General features: G+C 68.5%; 33 protein-coding genes and 1 tRNA gene. 29 read left to right on the forward strand and 5 right to left on the reverse strand.

Features of this window, described 5'->3' with window-relative positions; all coding sequences use genetic code 11:
* The first annotated feature begins 69 nt into the window (after positions 1–69).
* Positions 70–1302 carry a sulfatase gene (locus NKI68_RS03270; protein WP_254545260.1) on the forward strand — a complete coding sequence of 411 codons (1233 nt, stop codon included), beginning with the start codon at positions 70–72 and terminating at the stop codon, positions 1300–1302.
* A 9-nt stretch (positions 1303–1311) separates the two neighbouring features.
* On the opposite strand, the gene NKI68_RS03275 is transcribed toward NKI68_RS03270, so the two are convergent.
* The 3 genes from NKI68_RS03275 to NKI68_RS03285 all read right to left on the reverse strand — a co-directional run bounded on the left by NKI68_RS03275 (position 1312) and on the right by NKI68_RS03285 (position 3470).
* Positions 1312–1554, reverse strand: coding sequence for a DUF2061 domain-containing protein (locus NKI68_RS03275; protein ID WP_254545261.1), 243 nt, complete (start codon positions 1552–1554; stop codon positions 1312–1314).
* A gap of 78 nt (positions 1555–1632) precedes the next feature.
* The gene (locus NKI68_RS03280; protein ID WP_254545262.1) at positions 1633–2964 is read right to left on the reverse strand and encodes a hypothetical protein; all 1332 of its coding nucleotides are present in this window, start codon (positions 2962–2964) and stop codon (positions 1633–1635) included.
* A gap of 435 nt (positions 2965–3399) precedes the next feature.
* Positions 3400–3470, reverse strand: a tRNA-Gly gene (locus tag NKI68_RS03285).
* A gap of 214 nt (positions 3471–3684) precedes the next feature.
* On the opposite strand from NKI68_RS03285, the gene NKI68_RS03290 reads away from it, so the two are divergent.
* The 27 genes from NKI68_RS03290 to NKI68_RS03420 all read left to right on the forward strand — a co-directional run bounded on the left by NKI68_RS03290 (position 3685) and on the right by NKI68_RS03420 (position 20893).
* Entirely contained in the window at positions 3685–4563 is an 879-nt protein-coding gene (locus tag NKI68_RS03290) for a putative RNA uridine N3 methyltransferase (protein ID WP_254545263.1), read from the forward strand.
* 2 nt (positions 4564–4565) lie between these two features.
* Complete coding sequence (locus NKI68_RS03295) at positions 4566–5573, forward strand: 50S ribosomal protein L3 (protein WP_254545264.1); 1008 nt, start codon at positions 4566–4568, stop codon at positions 5571–5573.
* The gene (rpl4p, locus tag NKI68_RS03300) at positions 5570–6316 is read left to right on the forward strand and encodes a 50S ribosomal protein L4 (protein ID WP_254545265.1); all 747 of its coding nucleotides are present in this window, start codon (positions 5570–5572) and stop codon (positions 6314–6316) included. Before NKI68_RS03295 ends, rpl4p begins: the two co-directional genes overlap by 4 nt.
* Before the next feature lie 58 nt (positions 6317–6374).
* Positions 6375–6626 carry a 50S ribosomal protein L23 gene (locus NKI68_RS03305; protein WP_254545266.1) on the forward strand — a complete coding sequence of 84 codons (252 nt, stop codon included), beginning with the start codon at positions 6375–6377 and terminating at the stop codon, positions 6624–6626.
* Between the two features lie 2 nt (positions 6627–6628).
* On the forward strand, positions 6629–7360 hold the full coding sequence (locus NKI68_RS03310; protein WP_254545267.1) for a 50S ribosomal protein L2: 732 nt from the start codon (positions 6629–6631) through the stop codon (positions 7358–7360).
* Positions 7357–7785, forward strand: a complete 429-nt coding sequence (locus NKI68_RS03315; RefSeq protein ID WP_254545268.1) for a 30S ribosomal protein S19 — start codon at positions 7357–7359, stop codon at positions 7783–7785. The genes NKI68_RS03310 and NKI68_RS03315 overlap by 4 nt, the downstream gene beginning before the upstream one ends.
* Positions 7786–7792: 7 nt before the next feature.
* The gene (locus NKI68_RS03320) at positions 7793–8254 is read left to right on the forward strand and encodes a 50S ribosomal protein L22 (protein ID WP_254545269.1); all 462 of its coding nucleotides are present in this window, start codon (positions 7793–7795) and stop codon (positions 8252–8254) included.
* Positions 8254–9327, forward strand: a complete 1074-nt coding sequence (locus NKI68_RS03325; protein ID WP_254545270.1) for a 30S ribosomal protein S3 — start codon at positions 8254–8256, stop codon at positions 9325–9327. The genes NKI68_RS03320 and NKI68_RS03325 overlap by 1 nt, the downstream gene beginning before the upstream one ends.
* Complete coding sequence (gene rpmC / locus NKI68_RS03330) at positions 9328–9546, forward strand: 50S ribosomal protein L29 (protein ID WP_254545271.1); 219 nt, start codon at positions 9328–9330, stop codon at positions 9544–9546.
* Between the two features lie 46 nt (positions 9547–9592).
* A complete protein-coding gene (locus tag NKI68_RS03335) occupies positions 9593–9925 on the forward strand; it encodes a ribonuclease P protein component 1 (RefSeq protein WP_254545272.1) in 333 nt (110 codons plus the stop codon).
* The gene (locus NKI68_RS03340) at positions 9916–10293 is read left to right on the forward strand and encodes a 30S ribosomal protein S17 (protein ID WP_254545273.1); all 378 of its coding nucleotides are present in this window, start codon (positions 9916–9918) and stop codon (positions 10291–10293) included. The genes NKI68_RS03335 and NKI68_RS03340 overlap by 10 nt, the downstream gene beginning before the upstream one ends.
* A 2-nt stretch (positions 10294–10295) precedes the next feature.
* Complete coding sequence (locus NKI68_RS03345; RefSeq protein WP_254546480.1) at positions 10296–10694, forward strand: 50S ribosomal protein L14; 399 nt, start codon at positions 10296–10298, stop codon at positions 10692–10694.
* The gene (rplX, locus tag NKI68_RS03350; RefSeq protein ID WP_254545274.1) at positions 10691–11044 is read left to right on the forward strand and encodes a 50S ribosomal protein L24; all 354 of its coding nucleotides are present in this window, start codon (positions 10691–10693) and stop codon (positions 11042–11044) included. Before NKI68_RS03345 ends, rplX begins: the two co-directional genes overlap by 4 nt.
* Before the next feature lies 1 nt (position 11045).
* Positions 11046–11753 carry a 30S ribosomal protein S4e gene (locus NKI68_RS03355; protein WP_254545275.1) on the forward strand — a complete coding sequence of 236 codons (708 nt, stop codon included), beginning with the start codon at positions 11046–11048 and terminating at the stop codon, positions 11751–11753.
* On the forward strand, positions 11750–12271 hold the full coding sequence (locus tag NKI68_RS03360) for a 50S ribosomal protein L5 (protein WP_254545276.1): 522 nt from the start codon (positions 11750–11752) through the stop codon (positions 12269–12271). Before NKI68_RS03355 ends, NKI68_RS03360 begins: the two co-directional genes overlap by 4 nt.
* 1 nt (position 12272) lies before the next feature.
* Complete coding sequence (locus NKI68_RS03365; RefSeq protein ID WP_254545277.1) at positions 12273–12452, forward strand: 30S ribosomal protein S14; 180 nt, start codon at positions 12273–12275, stop codon at positions 12450–12452.
* 2 nt (positions 12453–12454) lie between these two features.
* A complete protein-coding gene (locus NKI68_RS03370; RefSeq protein WP_254545278.1) occupies positions 12455–12847 on the forward strand; it encodes a 30S ribosomal protein S8 in 393 nt (130 codons plus the stop codon).
* The gene (locus tag NKI68_RS03375; protein WP_254545279.1) at positions 12847–13383 is read left to right on the forward strand and encodes a 50S ribosomal protein L6; all 537 of its coding nucleotides are present in this window, start codon (positions 12847–12849) and stop codon (positions 13381–13383) included. The genes NKI68_RS03370 and NKI68_RS03375 overlap by 1 nt, the downstream gene beginning before the upstream one ends.
* The gene (locus NKI68_RS03380) at positions 13383–14129 is read left to right on the forward strand and encodes a 50S ribosomal protein L32e (protein ID WP_254545280.1); all 747 of its coding nucleotides are present in this window, start codon (positions 13383–13385) and stop codon (positions 14127–14129) included. Before NKI68_RS03375 ends, NKI68_RS03380 begins: the two co-directional genes overlap by 1 nt.
* Positions 14126–14569: a 50S ribosomal protein L19e gene (locus NKI68_RS03385; RefSeq protein WP_254545281.1), complete on the forward strand. Its 444-nt coding sequence runs from the start codon at positions 14126–14128 to the stop codon at positions 14567–14569. Before NKI68_RS03380 ends, NKI68_RS03385 begins: the two co-directional genes overlap by 4 nt.
* 2 nt (positions 14570–14571) lie before the next feature.
* On the forward strand, positions 14572–15126 hold the full coding sequence (locus NKI68_RS03390) for a 50S ribosomal protein L18 (protein WP_254545282.1): 555 nt from the start codon (positions 14572–14574) through the stop codon (positions 15124–15126).
* Complete coding sequence (locus NKI68_RS03395; RefSeq protein ID WP_254545283.1) at positions 15123–15761, forward strand: 30S ribosomal protein S5; 639 nt, start codon at positions 15123–15125, stop codon at positions 15759–15761. Before NKI68_RS03390 ends, NKI68_RS03395 begins: the two co-directional genes overlap by 4 nt.
* Positions 15761–16225 carry a 50S ribosomal protein L30 gene (gene rpmD / locus NKI68_RS03400; RefSeq protein ID WP_254545284.1) on the forward strand — a complete coding sequence of 155 codons (465 nt, stop codon included), beginning with the start codon at positions 15761–15763 and terminating at the stop codon, positions 16223–16225. Before NKI68_RS03395 ends, rpmD begins: the two co-directional genes overlap by 1 nt.
* Entirely contained in the window at positions 16225–16719 is a 495-nt protein-coding gene (locus NKI68_RS03405; RefSeq protein ID WP_254545285.1) for an uL15m family ribosomal protein, read from the forward strand. The genes rpmD and NKI68_RS03405 overlap by 1 nt, the downstream gene beginning before the upstream one ends.
* Positions 16719–18197, forward strand: coding sequence for a preprotein translocase subunit SecY (gene secY, locus NKI68_RS03410; protein WP_254545286.1), 1479 nt, complete (start codon positions 16719–16721; stop codon positions 18195–18197). Before NKI68_RS03405 ends, secY begins: the two co-directional genes overlap by 1 nt.
* A 200-nt stretch (positions 18198–18397) precedes the next feature.
* Positions 18398–20389, forward strand: a complete 1992-nt coding sequence (locus tag NKI68_RS03415) for a chloride channel protein (protein ID WP_254545287.1) — start codon at positions 18398–18400, stop codon at positions 20387–20389.
* Between the two features lie 45 nt (positions 20390–20434).
* Positions 20435–20893 (forward strand): universal stress protein, encoded by a 459-nt coding sequence (locus NKI68_RS03420; RefSeq protein WP_254545288.1) that lies wholly within the window; start codon positions 20435–20437, stop codon positions 20891–20893.
* A 65-nt stretch (positions 20894–20958) separates the two neighbouring features.
* Here NKI68_RS03420 and NKI68_RS03425 read toward each other — a convergent pair whose 3' ends face one another.
* Positions 20959–21132, reverse strand: coding sequence for a hypothetical protein (locus NKI68_RS03425; RefSeq protein ID WP_254545289.1), 174 nt, complete (start codon positions 21130–21132; stop codon positions 20959–20961).
* A gap of 144 nt (positions 21133–21276) precedes the next feature.
* Between NKI68_RS03425 and NKI68_RS03430 the strand changes: the two genes are divergently transcribed.
* Complete coding sequence (locus tag NKI68_RS03430) at positions 21277–22704, forward strand: hypothetical protein (protein WP_254545290.1); 1428 nt, start codon at positions 21277–21279, stop codon at positions 22702–22704.
* Positions 22705–22761: 57 nt separating this feature from the next.
* On the opposite strand, the gene NKI68_RS03435 is transcribed toward NKI68_RS03430, so the two are convergent.
* Positions 22762–23850: an excalibur calcium-binding domain-containing protein gene (locus NKI68_RS03435; protein WP_254545291.1), complete on the reverse strand. Its 1089-nt coding sequence runs from the start codon at positions 23848–23850 to the stop codon at positions 22762–22764.
* Positions 23851–24124 lie beyond the last annotated feature (274 nt).

Here is a 24124-nt window from a genome sequence, read left to right on the forward strand (position 1 = left end):
CCGTCCCGCCGTCGGAACGTCTCGGTTTACGACGCCCATAACGATACGGACGAGCGGCGTCGGTCCGGTATGAGCGACCCGCGTAACGTGATCCTGGTGACCGTCGACAGCCTCCGCGCCGACCGGTGTGGGGTCGGCGGGGGCGACGGGAGCCTGATGCCGACGCTCGCGCGCCTGGCCGAGGACGGACTGACGTTCGAGAACGCCATCGCGCCCGCCGCGGCGACGAACGGGTCGGCCTACTCGTTTCTGACCGGCGAGTACCCCATCGAGCGGCCGGCGGCCCCCTCGTCCAGGGAGGCCCTCCGGGAACACATGCTCTCGCGGGACACGCTCGCCGACCGCCTCTCCCGGCGCGGGTACGCGACGGCGGCGTTCACGGCGAACCCCTGGACGTCGCGCTACTTCGACTTCGACGTCGGCTTCGACCGCTTCGAGGACTTCATGGACGAGGACGCGACCGAGTCGTTCATCAGTCAGGGGACGCCCGACAACAAGGCGACGTTCCTGCTCGTCCAGGCGCTCAACTGGTGGCAGGGACAGGACATGTTCATGTCCTGGGAGGCGTTCTACGACGACATCCTCGACTGGCTGGTGGACGCGCCGGAACCGTACTTCCTCTGGGTGTTCCTCGTCGATCCGCACATGCCGTACCTGCCGCCCGCGGAGTACCGCAGTCAGTCGCTCGCGCGCACCTACGCCGCCAACGCCTGGCTCTACTCCGGCCGCGACATCACGCCCGGGTCGTGGGTCCACGACGCGCTCGTCACCGCCTACGACGACACCGTCCGCTACACGGACGCCTTCGTCGACCGCCTCGCGCGCGACGTGGGCGACGACCCGCTCCTGATGATCCACGCCGACCACGGCGAGGCCTTCGGCGAACGCGGGCGCTACGGCCACGGCTACGAACTCGAAGAGCCCATCGCCCACGTGCCGCTCGTCGTCGCGAACGGCCCGACGGGTCGCGTCGAGACCCCGTTCTCCCTGTTCGACCTCCCGGAACTCGTCCTCGGCCTCGCCACCGACCCCGAGTTCGACCCGGAGCGCGCCTTCGACGCGCCGTTCGCCCGCGGACGGACGGGCCACCCCCAGCGCGTCCTCCGGGGCCGGGACTGGAAGTACGCCACCAGTCCGGTCGAGGAACGACTCGTCCGCCTCGACGAGGACCGGACGCCCATCGAGAACGAGGAACTCCTCGAACTCTGCCGCGCCGTCACCGACCAGTGGGCCGCGGGCGACGAGGAACGCGGGCGAATCACCGCCGCCGCGACCGAGGTGGCCGAGGAGCTTCCGGTCTGAGCGTCGCGGTCACTCCGCGAACACGCCCCACGAGACGCGATCCCAGACCCGCTCGTAGCAGTAGTACGTCGCCGTCTTCACGAGGTTCGTGGCGATACCGATGCTCAGCGCGTCGCTCACGTCGCCCACCACCAGCCACGCGACGGTGATCGAGACGGCGACCATCATCACCCGGTAGAGCGCCGTCTTCAGCAGCGCGCGCTCCCGCGCCTGGAGCGGCCGCCGCGAGAACGACCTACCGACTCGTACCATGTCGGGGCTTCGACCGGCGACCCCATAAGAAATCACAAAGAGTTACTATTTCTCCGGTACGTAACCAATTTCCGTTTCTCACTGCCCCTCGAGGCGGGAGTTCGAAACGTCGATGGATGGCGACGCGGACGCCCCCGCGAGCGCAGCACCGGCGACGAGTAGCGGCCAGCCGACGAGCACCAGCAGTACGGCGTACGTTCCGAGAAACAGGGTGAGGAGACCGACCACGCCGGTGGGCCGCGTCGCGAGCGGGGTGATGGCCAGCGTTCCCCCGAGGAAGCCGGCGAGCGCCGTCGCGACCGCGAGTCGCCGCCTCCCTCGTCCGAGCGCGGCACCCGCCGGGAGGAGCGCGAACGACGCCGACAGCACGAACAGGAGGGAGTCGACGTCCCCATCCCAGACGGGCCACGTCGCGACGGCGACTGCTGCGACGCCGACGCAGAGCGCGCCCGCCGAGACGAGCGCGAGCGTCGAGTACGTCGATCGCTCGCGGACGGCGGGGTGAGAGACGGCACCGCCGAGGCTCGCGAGCGCGACACCGAGGCCGAACAGCGGCGGGGCCCGTCCGCCCAGGACCGGGACGCCGGAGGCGACGAGGGGGTACGCGACGGCGAGCAGGCCGACCGCGACGAGCGCCGGCCCGACGTACCGGGCCAGCCGGGGGTACGCGCCCCGGCGGCGGGCGAGCACGACGACGGCACCCGTCACGCCGACGGCGAAGACGATCGCCGGGCCGGCGACGTACAGCAACAGGTTCCGGGCGACGACCCCCGCGAGCACCTCGGCGACGGCGAGGGCGCTCAGCGCCGGCCCGAGGGTCGCGCCGCGGGGCACGATCGTGACGAACGCGCTGTCGACGCCCGGTTCGTAGCGCGTGAGCGTCATCCGCCGGCCGTCGACCGACGCGCTCGGCGGTGCCCACCCGATCCGCGCGTCCTCGGGCGCGACGAGGGTCAGTCGGTCCGCGCCGAGTCCGGCGTAGTTGGCCCCCGCGAGGTCCTCGCGGAAGTACTCGATCCGCATCGCGCCGCCGACGGACACCTCGGCGAAATTCGGGGTGCGGTAGCGCAGCGTCACCACCCCGTCGGACGAGCTGTTCGCGGAGAGGAGCGTCCCGGGGGCGACGCGTCCCGCGGCGATTCGAGCGAGGGTGTCGTTCGTCCGGAGGCGGTGGGCGGCGTCCTCGCCGACGCGATTTCTGACGGTCCACGTCGCGCTCCCGTTCCCGTGGACGCGGATCGTCGCGGTGCTCCGCTCGATGGCGAGGTCGACGCCCCGCCGATCGGCGGCGTCCGCGAACGGATCGCCGCAGGGTTCACAGACGGGTCTCGGCGGCGGTGCCGCCAACGCGGCGGCGGCGACGGCGGTGAGGAGGAGCGCGAGCGCGAGGGCTGCCTGACGGGGACGCATACGGGAACGTTACGCCTCGTCTACAAGTACTTTCTCCGGGCGCGTCGTCCGGGCCGACCGTCACCGCGGGTCGCGTTCGCGGGTCGACGCGGAGATGAAACTCCGCGTCCGGTCGATTCGAGAGGAGTGCGCTGACTGGGATTCGAACTACGCCGAGACGGTCCCGCTCGGCTCACTCCGTTCGCCTGCGCGGGCTGCGACTCGTCTACTTCAAATCCCACCGTTTCGCTCACAGTGATTTCCAGGCATCGCGCGGAGATCAAACTCCGCGCTGGTGGAAATCACAGAAGTGCGCTGACTGGGATTTGAACCACGCCCGAGAACCTGCGCAGAGCGCAGAACCTCGGTCTGATTCAAATCACCAGCTTCCGCATTCACTCAACTCAGGTGTCGCGCGGCGACGAGACGCCGCGCTGGGAGTTGAGTTCACAGAAGTGCGCTGACTGGGATTTGAACCCAGGTTGTGACCATGGCAAGGTCACGTGATACCACTACACTATCAGCGCGCAGTGCACCGCTTCGCGTGCATATTCCCGTCCGACGTGCGACCATAAAAACGTACCGAATCGGTCAGTGTGTGCGGATCGGGTCCACGGGACACTCAACGATCGAAAACCGTCATGCGAAGCGGTCTCAGTGCCGTGGAGGAAACGCTACCCTTTTAGGACTCGACCGGGTACGACCGTCACAGTCTCGTGCACAGCGGGGAAGCGTACCGGCATGACACGTACCGTACTCGTGCCGTCGTCCCTCGCCCGAGAGTCCCGCGACAAGCGGGAAGCGACACGCAAGCTGGGATACGTCGCCCGCGCGGCGACGGTGTTCCGCGCCGATCGCCTCGTCGTCTACCCCGACCGCTCGGGGGAGCGGCGATGGGGCGGCGGGTTCGTTCGCACCGTGCTGGCCTACGCGGCCACGCCACCCTACCTCCGAAAGGAAGCGTGGGGACGGCGCGACGAACTGGAGTACGTGGGCGTGCTGCCGCCGCTCCGCGCTGTGACACAGACCGGCTCCGGATCGGACGATTCGGGGTCGTTAAGACAGGGAATCGTGACCGAGGTCGGATCTGACGGGCGCGTTCGGGTCAATTGCGGCCTGCAACACCCGATCTCCCTGCCCGTCCCGCCGGAGACGGCGGTCGAGCAGGGGGAGCGCGTTACCATCAGGGTCTCTTCGCGACGGCCACTCCGCGCTCGCATCGTCGACGTCCCACCGCCGGGACTGGCGGTCGAGGAGTCGGAGCTCGATACGACGCTCTCGCGTCCCGACGCCGGCGTCCGCATCGCCGCGTCGCGCCACGGCGAGGAACTCACAGTCGCGCGCCTGGGCGAACTCGCCCCGCGCGTGCGTGATGGGTTCACCGTGGCGTTCGGGGCACCGGAACGTGGCCTCCCGGAGATACTCGGGGTCGAGCCGCCGCGGCCCGACCCCCGCGACGACACCGACGCCGTCACCGACGGCGACTCGCGGTCTCACACCGAACCGGACGCCCAGACCCGGTTCGACCTCTGGCTGAATACGGTTCCGAACCAGGGCAGCGACGTCGTCCGAACGGAGGAAGCGATGTTCGCGACGCTCGCCTGCCTCAACCTCGAATAACAATGCCACAACCAAGCAGACCACGAAAAGGCTCGATGGGCTTCAGCCCCCGCGTCCGTGCGTCGAGCGAGGTGCCCCGTATCAGCACCTGGCCCGGCGACGACGGACAGCCGGGGCTCCAGGGCTTCGCCGGCTACAAGGCCGGCATGTCCCACGTCGTGCTCGTCAACGACGAGCCCAACTCGCCCCGCGAGGGGATGGAGGAGACCGTCCCTGTCACGGTCGTCGAGACCCCGCCCATGCGGGCGGTCGCCCTTCGAGCCTACGAGGACACCGCGTACGGCCTCCGTCCGCTCACCGAGGTCTGGACCGACGAGTTCCACGAGGACCTCGAACGGGCCATCGACCTCCCCGAGGGGAGCGGCGGCCAGGAACAGCTGATCCGGGACGCGCTGGAGTCCGGCGACCTCGGCGACGTGCGCCTCATCACGCACACGCTGCCGAGCGCCCTCCCCGGCGTCCCGAAGAAGAAACCCGACGTGATGGAGACGCGCGTCGGCGGGGGCAGCCTCGAAGACCGCGTCGAGTACGGGCTCGACCTCGTCGACGAGGGCGGCGAACACACCGCCTCGGACGTGTTCCGGGCGGGCGAGTTCGTCGACGTCGCCGGCATCACCCAGGGCAAGGGGACGCAGGGTCCCGTAAAGCGCTGGGGCGTCCAGAAGCGCAAGGGCAAGCACGCCCGCCAGGGGTGGCGCCGCCGCATCGGCAACCTCGGCCCGTGGAACCCCTCGCGCGTGCGCTCGACGGTCCCCCAGCAGGGGCAGACCGGCTACCACCAGCGCACCGAGCTGAACAAGCGCGTCATCGCCCTCGGCGACGAGGAGGTGACCCCGGACGGCGGCTTCGTCAACTACGGCGAGGTCGGCGGCGACTACATGCTCGTCAAGGGGTCGCTCCCGGGGCCGAAGAAGCGCCTGCTGCGCTTCCGGCCCGCCGTCCGACCGAGCGAAACGCCCCGCCTCGATCCCGAGGTGCGGTACGTCTCTACGGAGTCTAACCAAGGATGAAGGCGACAGTACGCGACCTGGACGGCGGGGACGCGGGGGAACTCGACCTCCCTGAGGTCTTCGAGACCCCCTACCGCCCGGATCTCATCCGGCGGGCCGTTCGCGCCGCCCAGGCCAACCGCAAACAGGACTACGGTGCCGACGAGTACGCCGGGATGCGAACCCCGGCTGAGTCGTTCGGCTCCGGTCGCGGCATGGCGCACGTGCCCCGACAGAACGGCGTCGGTCGCCGCGTCCCCCAGACGGTGGGCGGACGACGCGCGCACCCGCCGAAGACCGAGAAGGATCGCGGCGAGAAGATCAACCGGAAGGAGCGTCAGCTCGCCGTCCGCTCGGCCATCGCGGCCACGGCGGACGCGGAGCTGGTCCGCGAGCGCGGTCACCGCTTCGACGAGGACGTCGAACTCCCGCTCGTGGTCTCCGACGACTTCGAGGACCTCGTGAAGACGAGGGAGGTCGTCGAGGCGCTCGACGCGCTCGGCGTCGCGGCCGACGTCGAACGCGCCGACGCGGGCAAGACGGTCCGCGCCGGTCGCGGGACGACCCGCGGGCGCAAGTACAGGCGCCCGAAGTCGATCCTCTTCGTGACCGCCGGGGAGCCCTCGAAGGCCGCCCGGAACCTCGCGGGAGCCGACGTGGCGACCGCCCGGGAGGTCAACGCGGAGGACCTCGCGCCCGGCACGCACGCCGGTCGGCTGACGATCTTCACCGAGAGCGCCATCGAGGAGGTGGCAGACAGATGAGTACGCGAGCACGCTCCGCGCGCTCCCTACTCGTCGCTTTCACCGGAGGTGAGAACCGATGAGCATCATCAAGCATCCCAACGTCACGGAGAAGGCGATGAACGAGATGGACTTCGAGAACAAACTCGAGTTTATCGTCGACGCCGACGCCTCGAAGCCCGAGATCAAGGAGGCGCTCGAGGAGCAGTTCGACATCGCCATCGTGAGCGTCAACACGCAGGTAACGCCCAGGGGAACGAAGAAGGCCACCGTGCGCCTGTCGGAGGACGACGACGCACAGGAGGTCGCCTCCCGAATCGGGGTGTTCTGACCGTGGGGCGACGAATCCAGGGTCAGCGACGCGGGCGCGGCACGCCGACGTTCCGCGCGCCGTCGCACCGCTACAAGGCGCAGCTCGATCACCGGAAGGTGGAGGACGGCGACGTCGTCCGCGGCACGGTCGTGGACATCGAACACGACCCGGCCCGCTCGGCCCCCGTCGCGGCCGTCGAGTTCGAGGACGGCGATCAGCGCCTCGTGCTCGCGCCCGAGGGGATCGCGGTCGGCGAGGAGATCCAGGTCGGCGTCAGCGCCGAGATCGCCCCCGGCAACACCCTCCCGCTGCGGGAGATCCCGGAGGGGGTCCCGGTGTGCAACGTCGAGCGCCAGCCCGGCGACGGCGGCAAGTTCGCCCGCGCGTCGGGCGTGAGCGCGACGCTGCTCACCCACGACCGGAAGGCGGCCGTCGTACAGCTCCCGAGCGGCGAGATCCGCCGGCTGTCGCCGGACTGCCGCGCCACCATCGGCGTGGTCGCCGGCGGCGGCCGGACGGAGAAGCCGTTCGTGAAGGCCGGAAAGAAGTACCACAAGATGCGCGCCCGCGGCACGAAGTGGCCGCGCGTGCGCGGCGTGGCGATGAACGCCGTCGACCACCCGTTCGGGGGCGGCGGCCGCCAGCACCCCGGCCGACCGAAGAGCGTCTCCCGCCACGCGCCCCCGGGGCGCAAGGTGGGCGACATCGCCAGCCGGAAGACCGGCCGCGGCGGTAACCGAGGGAACAAATGAGTTCGGACTACCAGATCGGCCGCGACAAGGACGAGGAGTTCACGTACCGCGGCCACACGCTCGACGAACTCCGCGAGATGGACCTCGAGGAGTTCGCTGAACTGCTACCCGCCCGCAAGCGGCGAAGCATCGAACGCGGCCTGACCGCCGAGCAGGAGAAGCTGCTCGCGAAGGCCGACAAGCGCGACGCCGAGGAGTCGGCGAACAACCCGCTACGGACGCACCTGCGCGACATGCCGATCGTGCCCGCGTTCGTCGGCAAGACGTTCGCCGTCTACAGCGGCCAGGAGTTCGAACGCGTCGAGGTCGAGCCCGAGATGCTCGGGCACTATCTCGGCGAGTTCGTCCTCACGCGCACCTCCGTCGAACACGGCCAGGCCGGTATCGGGGCGACGCGCTCGTCGAAGTTCGTCCCCCTGAAGTGATCGAACTATGGGAATCAGCTACAGTGTCGACGCGGACCCGGAGACCACCGCGAAAGCGATGCTCCGGGAGCGTCACATGAGCCACAAGCACAGCAAGGAGATCGCCCGCGCGATCAAGGGCATGACCGCCGGCGACGCGCAGGCGTACCTGCAGGACGTGCTCGACGGCGAGCGGTCCGTCCCGTTCAAGTCCCACAACACCGGCGTCGGCCACCGAAAGGACGTCTCCGGCTGGGACGCGGGTCGGTACCCCGAGAAGGCCACGAAGGCGTTCCTCGACCTCCTCGAGAACGCCGTCGGCAACGCCGACCACCAGGGCTTCGACGGCGAGCGCATGGAGATCGTGCACGTCGCGGCCCACAAGGTCGGCGAGTCGCCCGGGCGCAAGCCGCGGGCGTTCGGTCGCGCGACCGCGTGGAACACGCCGCAGGTCGACGTCGAACTCGTACTCGAGGAGGTGGAGGAGTAATGGCGGACGAACACGAGTTCATCGAGAACGGCCTTCAGCGCACGCAGATCGACGAGTTCTTCGGTTCCGAACTCGCCCGCGCCGGCTACGGCGGCATGGAGGTCGCGAAGACGCCGATGGGCACGCAGATCATCCTGCGCGCCGAGAAGCCCGGGATGGTCATCGGCAAGGGCGGGAAGAACATCCGGAAGATCACCGCGGAACTCGAGCGTCGCTTCGACCTCGACGACCCGCAGATCGACGTTCAGGAGGTGGACGAACCGGACCTGAACGCCCAGATCGTCGCCGATCGCCTCGCCAACGCGCTCGAACGCGGGTGGTACTTCCGCAAGGCGGGCCACACCACGATCGACCGCATCATGGACGCGGGCGCGCTCGGCGCGGAGATCGTCCTCTCGGGGAAGGTCACCGGCGCGCGCTCGCGCGTCGAGAAGTTCAACCGGGGCTACATCAAGCACAACGGCGAGCCCGCCGAGTCCATCGTGGACCGCGGCGACGGCGTCTCCGTGATGAAGCTCGGCACCATCGGCGTGACGGTGAAGATCATCCCGCCGAACGCCGAGCTCCCCGACGACTTCCAGATCCGCGAGGACGTGGACGTCTCCGAGTACGTCGTCGAACCCGAGGAGGTCGAGGGCGACGTCGAGGAACTGCTCGACGCCGACCCCGCCGAGACCAACGAACCCGAGTTCGAGGAGGTCAGCGAGTCCGAGGTCGACCGCGAGGCTCCGCCGACCGCCGAGGAGGAGGTCGTCGAGGAGGAGGTCCTCGACGAGGACCAGGAGGTCGCGCCGCCCGAGGAGGACGCTGTCGAGGACGAACTCGACGAACTCGACGAGGAGGTCGAGGCCGAGGCCGAGGACCTCCTGGGCGAGATGGAAGAGCAGGAGACCGCCGAGGCCGACGTCGAGGAGACCGTCGAGGGTGCGGACGAGTCAGCGGGAGGTGCGGACGAGTCCGCCGACGCTCCGACGACCGAGGACGACGTCGAACTCGACGAGGACGACGAGGACGGCGAGGACGACGAGGCGCAGGACGGCGACGAGTCGCGAGACGAGGAGGTGGAGGAGTAGATGGCGATCCTCTACGCCGACGAGATCCGCGACATGACGCCGGCCGAGCGCCGGGTCGAACTCGAGGACCTCGAGACGGAACTGCTCAACGCCCGCGCCGTCGAGGCGGCGGGCGGCGCGCCGGAGGATCCGGGGCGCATCAAGGAGCTTCGCCGCACCGTCGCGCGGATCAAGACGATCCAGCGCGAGGAAGGCGACCACGAGGAGAGCGATGCGTGAGACGCATCGGAACGATCGAGCGGGCAGCGCCCGCGAGGACGAATAGATGTTGACCGCCGAGACCCTGCCGCGACACGAACTCATCGGCCTGCGGGTGCGGGTCGTCGAGTCGACCGACCCCACGCTCGTGGGCGTCGAGGGCGAGGTCGTCATGGAGACGACCAACACGCTCACCGTGGCGGGGGCTCGGACCGTGCAGGTGCCGAAGGCGGTCGCGACGTTCGAGTTCGAACTCGACGGCGCGAAGCGACGCTCCGCGGATCACTCGAGCGGCGACGAGCCGCGAGACGACCCCGAGTACGTCGTCGTCGAGGGCGAGCGACTCGTCGCCCGGCCGGCCCGACGCACCGAACGCACACGAGGATCACAATGGCAATAGGACTGAACGTTCCGGAACCGGAGGAGACCTGCTCCGACGCGAACTGCCCGTTTCACGGCACCCTCTCGGTGCGCGGGCAGACCGTCGAGGGGGGCGTCGCCTCCACGGACATGGACAAGACCGTCGTCGTCGAGCGGGAGTACGACGTGTTCGTACCGAAGTACGACCGCTACATGAAACGACGCTCGCGCATCCCGGCCCACGCGCCGGCGTGCCTCGAGTTGTCGGAGGGCGACACGGTCCGCATCGCAGAGACGCGGCCGCTCTCGAAGACGAAGTCACACGTCGTGGTGGAAGTCGTCGAGCGGCTCGAGACAGCCGAAGACACCATCAGCGCCCCGGCCACCGAGTCGGGGGAGGGTGAGTGACAATGCAGGCGCTGACCGCCGACGTGACCCCGGGCCTGGAGAAGGGCTCGCTCATCACGTGCGCCGACAACACCGGCGCGCGCGAGCTTCGAGTCATCTCCGTCTCGGGCTACCACGGCACGAAGAACCGCCACCCGAAGGCGGGCCTCGGTGACAAGGTCACCGTCTCGGTCACGAAGGGGACCCCGGAGATGCGCCGGCAGGTCCTCGAGGCCGTCGTCATCCGCCAGCGCAAGCCGATCCGCCGGCCGGACGGCACGCGGGTGAAGTTCGAGGACAACGCGGGCGTCATCGTCGACGAGAACGAGGACCCCCGCGGGACCGAGATCAAGGGCCCCATCGCGCAGGAAGTGGCCGAACGATTCGGCAGCATCGCCAGCACGGCGACGATGATCGTATGACCCGACAACCACGCAAACAACGCAACCGACGCGCCAACGCACCGCTCCACGAGCGGCACAAGCAGGTTCGCGCGCCGCTCTCGCCGGAACTCCGCGAGGAGTACGGCAGGCGCAGCGTCCGCGTCAACGCCGGCGACACCGTCGAGGTGCTCCGCGGCGACTTCGCGGGCGAGGAAGGCGAGGTCCAGACGGTCGACCTCCGCCGCGCCGTGATCCACGTCGAGGGCGTCACGCTCGAGAAGGCGGACGGCGAGGACGTCCCCCGACCGCTCGACGCGAGCAACGTCCGCGTGACCGACCTCGACCTCGACGACGAGGTGCGCGAGGGGCGTCTAACGGAGGACGAATAACATGAGCAAGCATCAGAAACGGCTCTCGGTACCGAAGTCGTGGCCGGTCGCGCGCAAGACGGCGACGTTCACCGTGAAGGCGGGCGCGGGCCCGCACGGCGAGGCGGGGGTTCCCCTGCTCGTGCTGCTGCGCGACGTGCTCGGCTACGTCGATTCGAAGAAGGAAGCGCGCTACGCGCTCGAACAGGGCAGCGTGCTCGTCAACGGCCAGCGGCCGTCCGACGAGCGCCGTCCCATCGGGATGTTCGACATCCTGTCGTTCCCCGATCGCGACGAGCACTACCGCGTCTTCCCCGGCGAGGGCGGTCGGCTCGCGCTGACGGCCATCGCGGCGGACGCGGCCGACTCGAAGCTCGGCAAGGTCGTGGGCAAGCGACACGTCTCGGGCGGCGACGTCCAGCTGTCGCTGCACGACGGCTCGACGCTCCTGACCGACGACGAGTCCGTCGCCTGCAAGGACTCGATCGTCGTCGACAACGAGTCGACGGAGATCGTCGCGCACTTCCCCTACGAGGAGGGCGCGCTCGTCACCGCGGTCGACGGTCAGCACGCCGGCGAGATCGGCGAGATCGAGGAGATCACCGTCACCGCCGGCAGCGGCTCGAACTCCGTCACCGTCTCCCAGGAGGACGTCGAGGGCTTCGAGACCGTCGAGGAGTACGTCGTCGTCATCGACGAGAAGTTCACCGGCGAGGTGAGTGAGGAATGAGCGAGGCGGAAGCCGAGTTCCACGAGATGCGTCGGCCGACCGTCGAGAAGGTCGTCGTCCACATGGGCGTCGGCGAGGGCGGTCAGACGCTCGCCAACGCACAGGACATCCTCGAGGAGATCACCGGGCAGGAGTCCGTTCGGACGGTCGCGAAGCGCACCGTCCAGGAGTTCAACGTCCGCGAGGGCGACCCGATCGGCGCGAAGGTCACCCTCCGCGGCGAGCCCGCGCGGGAGTTCCTCGAGACGGCGCTCCCGCTCGTCGAGATCCGACGCCGGCAGTTCGACGAGACGGGGAACTTCAGCTTCGGCGTGGACGACCACACCGACTTCCCCGGCCAGGAGTACAACCCCAACATCGGAATCTACGGGCTGGACGTGACGGTCAACCTCGTCCGCCCGGGCTACCGCGTTCGCAAGCGCGACGCGGCAACCCGGCAGATCCCGTCGAAGCACCGACTGACCGTCGGGGACGCGATCGAGTTCCTCGAAGCCGAGTTCGACGTGGAGGTCAACTGAGATGAGCGAGAGCGAAACCGAACAGGAGACGGGCGAGCACGCCGCGAAGCGGACCGGCCAGCTCGAGGCCTGCCAGCGCTGCGGGCGCAAGCAGGGCCTCGTCGGCAAGTACGACATCTGGCTGTGCCGGCAGTGCTTCCGCGAGATCGCCCGCGGAATGGGATTCAAGAAGTACAGCTAACCATGGTGGATAACGACCCCCTGTCCAGCGCGCTCTCGGGCCTCAACAACGCCGAGAGCGTCGGACATCTGACCCAGACGATACAGCCCGCCTCGAACGTCATCGGCTCCGTCCTCGAGGTCTTCTACGACCGCGGGTACATCGACGGCTTCCAGTTCGTCGACGACGGCAAGGCCGGTCGGTTCGAGGTCGAACTGAAGGGTGCCATCAACGAGTGTGGACCCGTCAAGCCGCGCTACTCCGCGAAGGCGGACGAGTTCGAGCGGTGGGAGAAGCGATACCTCCCCGCGCGCGACTACGGGTCCCTCATCGTGACAACGAGTCAGGGCATCATGAGCCACTACGAGGCCCGCGAGGCGGGCGTCGGTGGCCAGGTCATCGCGTACGTGTACTAATGAGCCGAACAGAGATCGAACTACCGGACGAAGTCAGCGCGTCGATGGACCACCTCGACCTCACCGTCGAGGGGCCGAACGGTTCCGTGACGCGGAATCTGTGGTATCCCGACGTGACGGTCACCGTCGAGGACGGTTCCGTCGTCATCGAGACGGAGACGGAGAACCGAAAGACGAACGCGACCGTCGGCACCTTCGAGAGCCACGTCCGCAACATGGTCCACGGCGTGACCGAGGGCTGGGAGTACGAGATGACGGTTCTCTACTCTCACTTCCCGATGCAGGTCACCGTCGAGGGCGGCGACGTCGTCATCAACAACTTCCTCGGGGAGAAGGCCCCGCGGCGGACGACGATCCACGGCGACACGGAGGTCCAGGTCGACGGCGAGGAGATCACCCTCACCGGCTCGGACAAGGAGTCCGTCGGCCAGACCGCGGCCGACATCGAGCAGCTGACGCGCATCAACGACAAGGACACCCGCGTCTTCCAGGACGGGGTGTACATCACGTCGAAACCCACCCGAGGTGACGCCTGATGGCCGACGACGAGAACGAAAACGGAAACGGCGAGGACGAGATCGCGGAACTCACCGACATCTCCGGCGTCGGCGAGGCGAAGGCGGAGGCGCTCCGCGAGGCCGGCTTCGAGACCGTCGACGACGTTCGACGGGCGAGCCAGGAGGACCTCGCGGAGGCCGACGGCATCGGTAACGCGCTCGCCGCGCGCATCAAGGCCGACGTCGGCGGGCTCGAGATCCGCGAGGAGGAGGAGACCGAGGCGGCGGTCGAAGACGAGACGCCCGAGGCGGAGGCGGAAGCCGAAGCCGAGGAAGTCGAGACGGAACTCCGTCCGCGCGGGCTGGCGGACAAGACGCCCGAGCTGGACGACGAGACCGACCGCCTCCTGACCCGGCGCAAGCGCGAGGGCAAGCCCGCGTTCCGCCGGCAGGACTACCACAAGAAGAAGCGCACGCCGGAGTCGTGGCGTCGACCGCGCGGCGGGCTGTCGAAGCAGCGCCGCGGGTTCAAGGGCAAGGGCCCGAAGGTCCACTCCGGCTACCGCACGCCGACGGACGTTCGGGGCCTGCACCCGAGCGGGTTCGAGGAGGTCCGCGTCCACAACGTCGCGGACCTCGAGGGCGTCGACGGCGACACCCAGGCGGTTCGAATCGCCTCCTCGGTCGGCGCGCGCAAGCGCGAGCGCATCGAGGAGGAGGCCGAGGACGCGGGCGTTCGCGTCCTCAACCCGACCTACGTCGAAGTCGAGGTGAACGAGCGATGAGCGATCTCAGCGCACAGAAGCGACTGGCCGCGGACGTGCTCGGCGTCGGGAAGAACCGCGTCTGGTTCGACCCCGAAGCGCAGAGCGAGATCGTCGACGCGATCACCCGCGAGGACATCCGGGGGCTCGTCGACGAGGGCACGATCGCCGTGAAGGGCGAGCGACGCTCGAACTCGCGCGGTCGCGCCCGCGAGCGCAACCGCAAGCGCGCCTACGGCCACCGCAAGGGTCCCGGCTCCCGGAAGGGGAAGGCCGGTGCCCGGCAGAACGAGAAGGACAGTTGGATGAGTCGCATCCGCGCCCAGCGCGCGACGCTGCGCGACCTCCGCGACTCGGGCGAGCTGACTCGCACCGAGTACCGCGACCTGTACGGCAAGGCGAGCGGCGGGGAGTTCGACAGCGTGAGCGACCTCGAACGATACATCGAGAACAACTACTAACAATGGCAACCGGACCACGATACAAAGTACCGATGCGGCGTCGCCGCGAGGTACGGACGGATTACCATCAGCGGTTGCGCCTGTTGAAATCCGGCAAGTCACGCCTCGTTGCTCGCACGAGCAACAACCACGCCAGGGCGCAGCTGGTGACGACTGGTGATCAGGGGGACCGCACGCTAGCTAGCGCTCACTCGAGCGACCTCGCCGACTTCGGCTGGGAGGCTCCGACGGGGAACCTCCCGGCGGCGTACCTGACCGGCTACCTCGCCGGCCTGCGCGCCGTCGACGCGGGGATCGAGGAGGCGGTGCTCGACATCGGCCTCAACACCGCGACGCCCGGCGGCAAGGTGTTCGCGGTGCAGGAGGGGGCCATCGACGCCGGCCTCGACGTCCCGCACAACGACGCGGTGTTCGCGGAGTGGGAGCGCACCCGCGGCGAGCACATCGCCGACTACGCGGAACAGCGCGACGAGCCGCTCTACAGCGGCGACTTCGACGCGACCGCACTACCGGAGCACTTCGATGACGTACGCGAACGACTTGAGGAGGAACGATGAGTAACGGAAACGGCTGGGAACCGCGGACCCGACTGGGTCGGAAGGTTCTCGACGGCGACATCACGGACATGGGCCAGGCGCTCGAATCCGGCCTCCCGCTCAAGGAGCCGGAGGTCGTCGACCGCCTCCTGCCGGACCTGGAGGACAACGTGCTGGACATCAACATGGTCCAGCGCATGACCGACTCCGGCCGCCGCGTGAAGTTCCGCTGCGCGGTCGTCGTCGGCAACCGGAACGGCTTCGTCGGCTACGCCGAGGGCCGCGACGACCAGGTCGGCGGTGCCATCCAGAAGGCGATCGGCGTCGCGAAGCTGAACGTGATCAAGGTGTCCCGCGGCTGCGGTTCGTGGGAGTGCGGCTGCGGTCGCCCCCACACGGTCGCGCTGCGCACGACGGGCAAGGCCGGCAGCGTCGAGGTCGAACTCCAGCCTGCGCCCCGCGGTCTGGGGCTCGCGGGCGGTGAGACCGTCCGCTCGGTGCTCGAACTCGCGGGCATCGAGGACATCTGGACGCGCTCGTCGGGCAACACCCGCACGACGGTCAACTTCGCGAAGGCGACGTTCAACGCGCTCCGGAACACGACCGAGGCGCGCGTGCCCCAGCACGCGGCCGAGGCGCGCGAGGTGATCGAGTGATGCGGGCGCTCGTCCAGCTCCGCGGCGCGGTCGATACGAGCGCGGGCGTCCGCGACACCATGTCGATGCTCAACCTCGGGCGCGTCAACCACTGCACGTTCGTGCCCGACACCGACACCTACCGCGGCATGGTCACGAAGGTGAACGACTGGGTCGCCCACGGCGAACCCTCCGAGGAGACCGTCGCGGCGCTCATTCACCGTCGCGGCGAGCCCGCAGAGGGGAGGGGTCCCGTCGACGACGAGTGGGTCGCCGAGCACACCGACTACGACGGTATCGACGCGCTGGCCGCCGCCATCGTGAACGAGGAGACCACCCTGCGCGAGCAGGGGCTCTCGCCGACGCTGCGGCTCCACCCGCCGCGCGGCGGTCACGACGGCATCAAGCACCCCACGAAGGAGGGCGGCCAGCTGGGCAAGCACACGACCGAGGGGATCGACGAACTCCTCACCTCGATGCGATAATGACCAGCAAGAAACGCAGACAGCGAGGCTCGCGCACGCACGGCGGCGGGACGCACAAGAACCGCCGCGGGGCCGGTAACCGCGGCGGTCGCGGCCGCGCCGGGCGCGACAAGCACGAGTTCCACAACTACGAACCGCTCGGCAAACACGGCTTCACCCGGCCCCAGAAGGCCCAGGAGACGGTCGCCACCGTCGACGTCCAGAAGCTGGACGAGGACATCGCGCTGTACGTCGAGGACGGGATCGCAGAGGAGACCGACGACGGCTACGCGATCGACGCGCGCGACGTCGTCGACGCCGGTCACGACGTCGACGTCGTGAAGGTGCTCGGCGGCGGCCGGGTGTTCAACGCGCTCGACGTGACCGCGGACGACTTCTCCGAGAGCGCAGCCGCCCTCCTCGAGGGCGAGGGGGGGAGCGCCACGCTCACCGAGCGTGGCGAGGAGCGGTTGTCCGAAAAAGATTCACCTGAAGACAGCGAAAGCGAGCAGTAATGAGTTGGAAGGAGACCGCCGCGCCAGTACTCACGCGGATGCCCACAGTGTCCCGTCCGGAGGGACACGTGCCGTTCCGCCGAAAGCTCGGCTGGACGGCGGGCGTCCTCGTGTTGTACTTCTTCCTGACCAACGTGATCATCTGGGGCCTCGAGGGCACCGGAACCGACGCGTTCGGTCAGTTCAGAACCATCCTCGCGGGAGGGCAGGGAAGCATCTTGCAGCTGGGCATCGGGCCCATCGTGACGGCGAGCATCGTGCTGCAGCTTCTCGGCGGCGCGGACCTCCTCGGTCTCGACACCAACGACCCCCGCGACCAGGCGATCTACCAGGGTCTACAGAAGGTGCTCGTCGTGGTGATGGTCTTCCTGACGGGCATCCCGCTCGTGTTCCTCGGGAACTTCCTCCCGGCGAGCGAGCAGCTCGCCGGGGCGCTCGGGATCCCCACGTGGGGCATCTCGTGGCTCATCTTCGCGCAGATCGCCGTCGGCGGTATCCTCGTCCTGTTCATGGACGAGGTCATCAGCAAGTGGGGCGTCGGGAGCGGCATCGGGCTGTTCATCGTCGCGGGCGTCAGTCAAAACCTCGTCGGCGGGTTCCTCTCGTGGGGCGGAGCCGCGGGGCAGCCCGGATTCTTCGCCACCTGGTTCGGCATCCTCACCGGACAGGTCAACACCGGGCCGCTCACGCAGATGAGCGGCATCGAGACGCTGGTGTTCGGACAGGGCCAGTTGCTCGCGCTGGTCACGACGCTGCTCATCTTCGGCATCGTCGTGTACGCCGAGTCGGTCCGCGTCGAGATCCCGCTCAGCCACTCGCAGGTGCGCGGGGCCCGCGGGCGGTTCCCGGTGAAGCTCATCTACGCGAGCGTCCTGCCGATGATCCTCGTCCGCGCGCTCCAGGCGAACATCCAGTTCCTCGGGCGTATCCTCGCCTCGCAACTCGGCGACAGCATGCCCGCCTGGCTGGGCGTCTACCAGACGACGCAGTCGGGGCTCCAACCCGTCGGCGGGCTGTTCTACTACTTCGCGCCGATCTACTCGCCACAGGAGTGGATTCCCGCGCTCAGCACCCAGCCCGTGGACATCCTCCTCCGCATCGCCGTGGACCTCTCGTTCATGGTGGTCGGCGGGGCCATCTTCGCGATCTTCTGGGTCGAGACCACCGGCATGGGACCGGAGGCGACCGCCCAGCAGATCCAGCGCTCCGGGATGCAGATTCCGGGCTTCCGCAAGAGCCCCGGCGTCATGGAGAAGGTGCTCGAACGCTACATCCCGCAGGTCACCGTCATCGGCGGTGCCCTCGTCGGGCTACTCGCCGTCGCGGCGAACATGCTCGGCACCATCGGGACCGTCTCCGGGACGGGCCTGCTGCTCACGGTCTCCATCACGTACAAGCTGTACGAGGAGATCGCGGAGGAGCAGCTCATGGAGATGCACCCGATGATGCGCCAGATGTTCGGTCAGTCGAGCGACTGAACTCGCGCGGGCACGCCCCGCCACGGTCCCGTTTTCACGGCGTCAGGACCAGTCAGAGTGCTGACCGTACTGCATTCTACGCCAGTGTATCATAGACTACGAGGAACTGAGGAAGCAAATCAGTGATTCTCAAAAATTGACACCCATGGAACAATTCGACAGAGACAAGGGGCCGTCACCACGAAGCGTATCACACTAAGATGGCGGCAACGACTCTACCGAATGCAGAACGAGGATCGCGCGACTCTCCCGACGACTTTCGACTGGGGTACGTATCAGTTCTCGCCGGCGTCATCGGCGTCGCCGCGGCCATAATCGCGTATCTCATCTACCACTTCATCGGGTTTCTCTACAACCTCTTCTTCTACCAGCGGATCGGGTTCGAGTTCGTCGAACCCACCGGATCGGCGGGGAGCGTCCTCGTCGCGGCCGACGGTACCGTGAACTCGCTCCTGTTCCCGCCGAGCGGACCGCCGCTCTGGATCGTTCTCGTGCCGGCGTTCGGCGGTCTCATCGCCGGGCTGATGGCGCAGTACGGTTCGCGACGGATCATCGGCCACGGCATCCCCGAGGCCATGGAGGCCGTGTGGAGCAACGACAGCAAGGTCGAACCGCGGATCCTCATCCTGAAACCGATATCCGCGGCGATCGCGATCGGTACCGGCGCGCCGTTCGGCGTCGAGGGGCCGATCATCCAGAGCGGCGGTGCGATGGGTTCCGTCTTCGGCCAGTGGATCAGCACGACGGTCGCAGAGCGCAAGGTGTTGCTCGCCTGCGGCGCGGCCGCGGGGATGGCGGCGACGTTCAACACGCCGCTCGCGGGGATCCTGGTCGCGATCGAACTCCTGGTCTTCGAGTTCCGGGCGCGCTCGTTCGTCCCGATCAGTATCGCGAGCGTCATCGCGACCGGCGCTCGCCGTCCGCTCATCGGCACCGGACCGATGTTCCACATGGGCGACGTCCCGATCGACCTCTTCTCCAACCTGCCCTTCCTCGTCGTCCTCGGGATCATCATCGGTGGCGTCGCGATCATCTTCAAGGACGGGTACTTCTGGGCCGAGGAGTACATCCACCGAATCCCGGTGAACGACGTCCTCCTGCCGGCGATCGGGGGACTCATCCTCGGCGTGATGGGGCTGCTCGTTCCGCGGACGTTCGGCGTGGGCTACGGGGTCGCAGAGGAGATCCTCAACAACGAACTGGCCGTGGGCGTCGTCTTCCTCGTCATGGTGTTCAAGGTGGTCGGCGTCTACGTTACCCTCGGTTCGAAGACCTCAGGCGGGTTCCTCGCGCCGGTGTTCGTCGCGGGGGCGGCCATCGGGAGCGTGTTCGCCCACTCGGTGAACGCGCTCGTCCCCGGGGTGACGATCCCGGTCGCGCTGTTCGCGCTCGCGGGCCTCGGCACGCTGTTCGGCGTGGTGAGTAACGCCACGTTCGGCTTCACGCTGTTCGCGATCGAGGTGACGGGCCAGTACGAGGCGATCCTACCCGTGTTCCTCGTCGGCGTCGTCGCCGACGCGGTCGCGACGCTGTACATGGGTTCGGACCTGATGACCGCCGAACTGTCGGACCGCGGCATCGACGTGCACCAGGACTACGAGATCGACGTGTTGAAGCGGTTCAACGCGGGGGAGGTCATGGACGAGAAGCCGGCGGTCATCAACCCGGGGGTGACCGTCGCCCAGTTGGCGGCGACCGTCGCGGAAACGGACGACTCGACGTCCCGGTCACCCATCGCCAACGGCGGGTTCGAAGCGGCGATCGACGAGTCGGAATCGATAGCGGACGCGGAGCCGATCGACCTCGCGCCGAACGACGAACGAACGATCCACGACGGCTTTCCGATCGTCGATTCCGACGGGGCGCTGACGGGAGTCATCACCTACGGCGACCTCGTCAGGGCGATCGCCCGGGATCAGGAGGACCGAACGGTCGGCGAACTGGGAACGAGCGAACTCATCGTCGGCTATCCCGACGAACGGCTGTTCGACACGGTCGTTCGGATGGCGGAGAACGACATCGAGCAGTTGCCCATCGTCTCCCGCGCCGACGAGACGGAACTCGTCGGCTGGCTCGATTCACAGCACCTCATGACGTCCGCGCTGCGCCAGCTCGACGAGGAACGGGTCCGCGAGGAGGGTCGACTCAGCGGCTACATCAACCTACTGACGGCAAAGCGGCGATCGTCGTGACGACCGCGCCGACCGTTAAGTGGGACCGGGAACAACAGGTACGGTATGTACGACGACATTCTCGTTCCGACCGACGGGAGTGACGAGGCGGCCACAGCGCTCGGCCAGGCGTTCGATCTGGCGAGGACGTACGACGCGACCGTTCACGTGCTGTACGTCGTCGACGACAGCCGCGGGGACTCCGGACTGATGGGGCTCGCCGACGGTGATCCGCTCGCGTCGGTCCGTGAGGAGGGAAGGGACGCGGTCGAAGCTATCGCCCGGAGGGCGCGAGACGCGGACGTCACCGTGACGACGGCCGTTCGGCAGAACCTCCCCCACGAGGGGATCCGGGAGTACGCGGACGAACACGACGTCGACCTCATCGTGATGAGTTCGCGCGGCCGCTCCGGAGTCAGTCGAGTCCTCTTCGGGAGCGTCACGGAGCGCGTCCTTCGGCTGAGCGAGCGACCCGTTCTCGTCGTCAGCCGTACCACTCCCCCGGATGACGGTGAATCCGACTGATCGAGCGAGCAGGCACCCGCCGTCAGCACCCCCGGGGGCGGGCTCCCCGCGTCGATCGGCGTCCCTTACTCGTAGTCGGGATGCCTCGGGTAGTTCTCAAGGGCATAGAACGTGTCGTTGCCGCAGACCGCGCACTCCTTCGGCGGCCTGAACGTGTGCTCCTCGGTGTGGATCCCGGCGTGGACGACGTGGCACTCGCCACAGACGTACAGCTGTGGCCGCTGCGGTACGTGAGCCATGCGCACTAAATGACAGTCGAGAGCAAATAGCTTCGCTCCGTCGGAGATCGGGTCAGTCCGGAGGACGAGCGGGATCCCCGATCCTCGGCGAGATCGAATGACGTTTTCGACACCCTCAATGACCCCGCGAGCGAACCCCCGACGATGGACGCAGCCGGACGAACGCGCGCGCGTCGACTCCTCGGGCGGTTCCTGCTCGCCTCGCTCGCCGGGACGCTCCTCCTCGCGGTGGTCGACACCGCCGCGGCGAGCAACGCAGCGGTGAGCCTCTCGAACGCGGCCTCGGGGGACAATCTGGACGTCCCGTCGTGGCTCTACGTCATGACCGGCGGCGCGACCATCGGCGCGTCCGCGGTCCTCGCGAGCTTCGTCACCGACCGGGGGTTCATCGAGCGCACCCACGGGAGCCGCGTCGTCCTCCCGTCGCGTGCGACGGTCAGTCGATGGACGGTCCGAACGGCGCGCGCGTTCGGGCTGGTCGCCCTCGCCTACGTCGTCTGGCAGGGGTTCGCCGGGCCGCAGGTGCCGACGGTCAACGCCGCGGTCATCCTCGTGTTCGCCGGAGTGCGGGCGGGGCTGACGATGTTCGCCTACCTCGTCGTCGATCCCTGGCCCGCGCTCAACCCGTGGCGGACACTTGCCGAGCGCCTCCCGTCGCTCGATCGACCGTACCCCGAGCGCCTCGGTCGGTGGCCCGCCGTCGTCGGGTTCCTGGCGCTCATCTGGATCGAGACGACGACGGCCGTCAACGCCGTTCCCGCGATGCTCTCGTGGGCGCTCGTGGGTTACACGGTCGTGACGCTCGCCGGGACGGTCGTCTTCTCGCCGGCGACGTGGTTCCGCTACGCCGACCCCGTCGCCGTCGCCTTCCGGTTCTACGGCGCGGTCGCGCCGCTCCGACGGACCGACGACGGGCTGTCGCTGCGCCTGCCGGGCTTTCGACTCCCGGAGTCCGACCTCGTCGACGGTCGGGACGACGTGGCGTTCGTCGTCGCGCTGGTCTGGGAACTGACGTTCACCGGGTTCGTCACGACGACCGCCGGGGCGTCCGTCGTGCGGTGGATCGTCGGGGGCGGCGTCCCGCCGCTCGCAGTGTACGCGCTACTGTTCGTCGGCGGCTACGCCGCCTTCCTCGGGGCGTACCGGTACGCCGCGGGACGATCGCGCCGCGTCGCGGAGACGTACCTCCCGAGTCGGACGCTGCTGGTGCGCTTCGCCCCGCCGCTGCTCGCCATCGCCGCGGGCTACCACCTCGCGCACTACTTCACCTTCTTCCTCACGCTGACCCCGCGGCTGGCGGACGTGCTCGCGAGTCCGCTCTCCCCGGCGGCGAACCCCCTCGTCCTCACGGTCCCGTGGTGGTTCGGCGCGCTCCCGATAACGTTCGTCCTCCTCGGCCACCTCCTCTCCATCTGGCTCGCGCACACCACCGCCTACGAGACGTTTCCGGCCCGCATGCAGGCGATCCGCAGCCAGTTCCCGTTCGTGGCGGTCATGATCGGGTACACCGTCGTGAGCCTCTGGCTGCTGTCGCTGCCGACGACCGCCCCGCCGTTCCTCGGCGGGGGGTAGCGGCCGGCCGGCGCTATCCGGCCGCGGTATCCGAAAAGAGACGTCGGTAGTCGCCGTTCAGTCGTCGCTCGGGAGGTCGACCGTCAGCGTGTGGGTTCCTGAACCGAAGGTGTCGGTCTCGGCGTCCACGAGCTGCTGCTGGACGCCCCGGTCGAAGCCCGCGCCGGGCTTCTCGTAGCTGACGAGCGAGAACTCGTGCTCGCAGTCCTCGGCCACGGTGAAGGTGACACTCGCGGTGTCGCCCTCGACGGTGATGCCGTCGGTTTCGACGCACGAGGCCACCGCGGCGTCGAGCGACGCGGCCGATCCGGTCCGGGTGACCGCCTCGGCGGAACTCCCGTGGAGGTACGCGACGAGCCGTCCCTCGGGGCTGTAGAAGTCGGTTCGGTCCTCGCCGAGGACTTCCTCGGGCTGGCCGGTCACGAAGTCGACCTGATAGTGGGTCCCGGCGGCCTCCTCCGCGTTCTCGCCGCCGCTCGCGGCGTCCGAGTCGCCGTCGTTCGTGTTCTCCGAGCTGTCGGCGTCGCCCTCGCTCTCGGAGTCGTCGGCGTTCGAATCCTCCGAGTTCTCCGAGTTCTCCGAGTCCTCCGAGTCCTCCGAGTCGTCGGCGTCGCTCTGGCCGTCGTCCCCGTCGATGTCGCCGCCGTCGTCGCTGCCGTCACCGCCGTCGAGCAGGCCCTCGCAGGCCGTGCCGTCGTCGTCGCGATCGAGGTTGTTCGGATCGCTCGGGTCGGACTCGTAGGTGTCCTGAGCCTCGTCGTGATCCTCGAAGTCCTCGCAGTTCAGGTCCTCCCCGCCGTCGGACGTCTCCTCGGAGTCGCCGGCGTCGTTCGTGTTCTCCGAGTCGTCGCCGTTGCCCTGCGAGCCGTCGTCGCCGTCGCCGGCATCGGCGTCCCCGTCGCTAGTGTCGTCGCCGCCGGGCAGGCTCTCGCACGCGATGCCGTTTCCGTCACCGTCCAACCCGTTCGGGTCGCTCGGATCGTCATCGAGGACCTCCTGTGCCTCCCCCTGCGTCTCGAAGTCGCTGCAGTCGAGATCGTCGCTCTGAGTCTGTGCGCCGAGCGTTCCGACGGCGAATCCGCCGGCCGAGACGACCAGCAGAACCGCGATCAGAACCGTCACCGCGCTGCGTACCTGTCTTGTCATGTGCTGCGGCCCGACCGACACGCGAACCGGATATTGTTATGGGTCGCAATCTCGCGTCGAGGGACACGTCCGTCCAGCGTACGTGCACCTTACGCGTACAGAATATATTTCGATACAGTCAGTCGTGAATGGACAAGGAGCGGACTCGAGCGGCGCTGAAGGGTCGCCCTTACCCGGTGAAACCGTCGCGTTGCCGGTCGTATCGGGGGATTCGGACGCTCTCGCGGCGTCTGAATCGGCGGCGAGGACCGCGGACCGCTCCGGCGACTCGAGT

Origin of the sequence: Halomarina pelagica (genome assembly GCF_024228315.1) — an archaeon.
GTDB classification, from domain to species: Archaea; Halobacteriota; Halobacteria; order Halobacteriales; family Haloarculaceae; genus Halomarina; species Halomarina pelagica.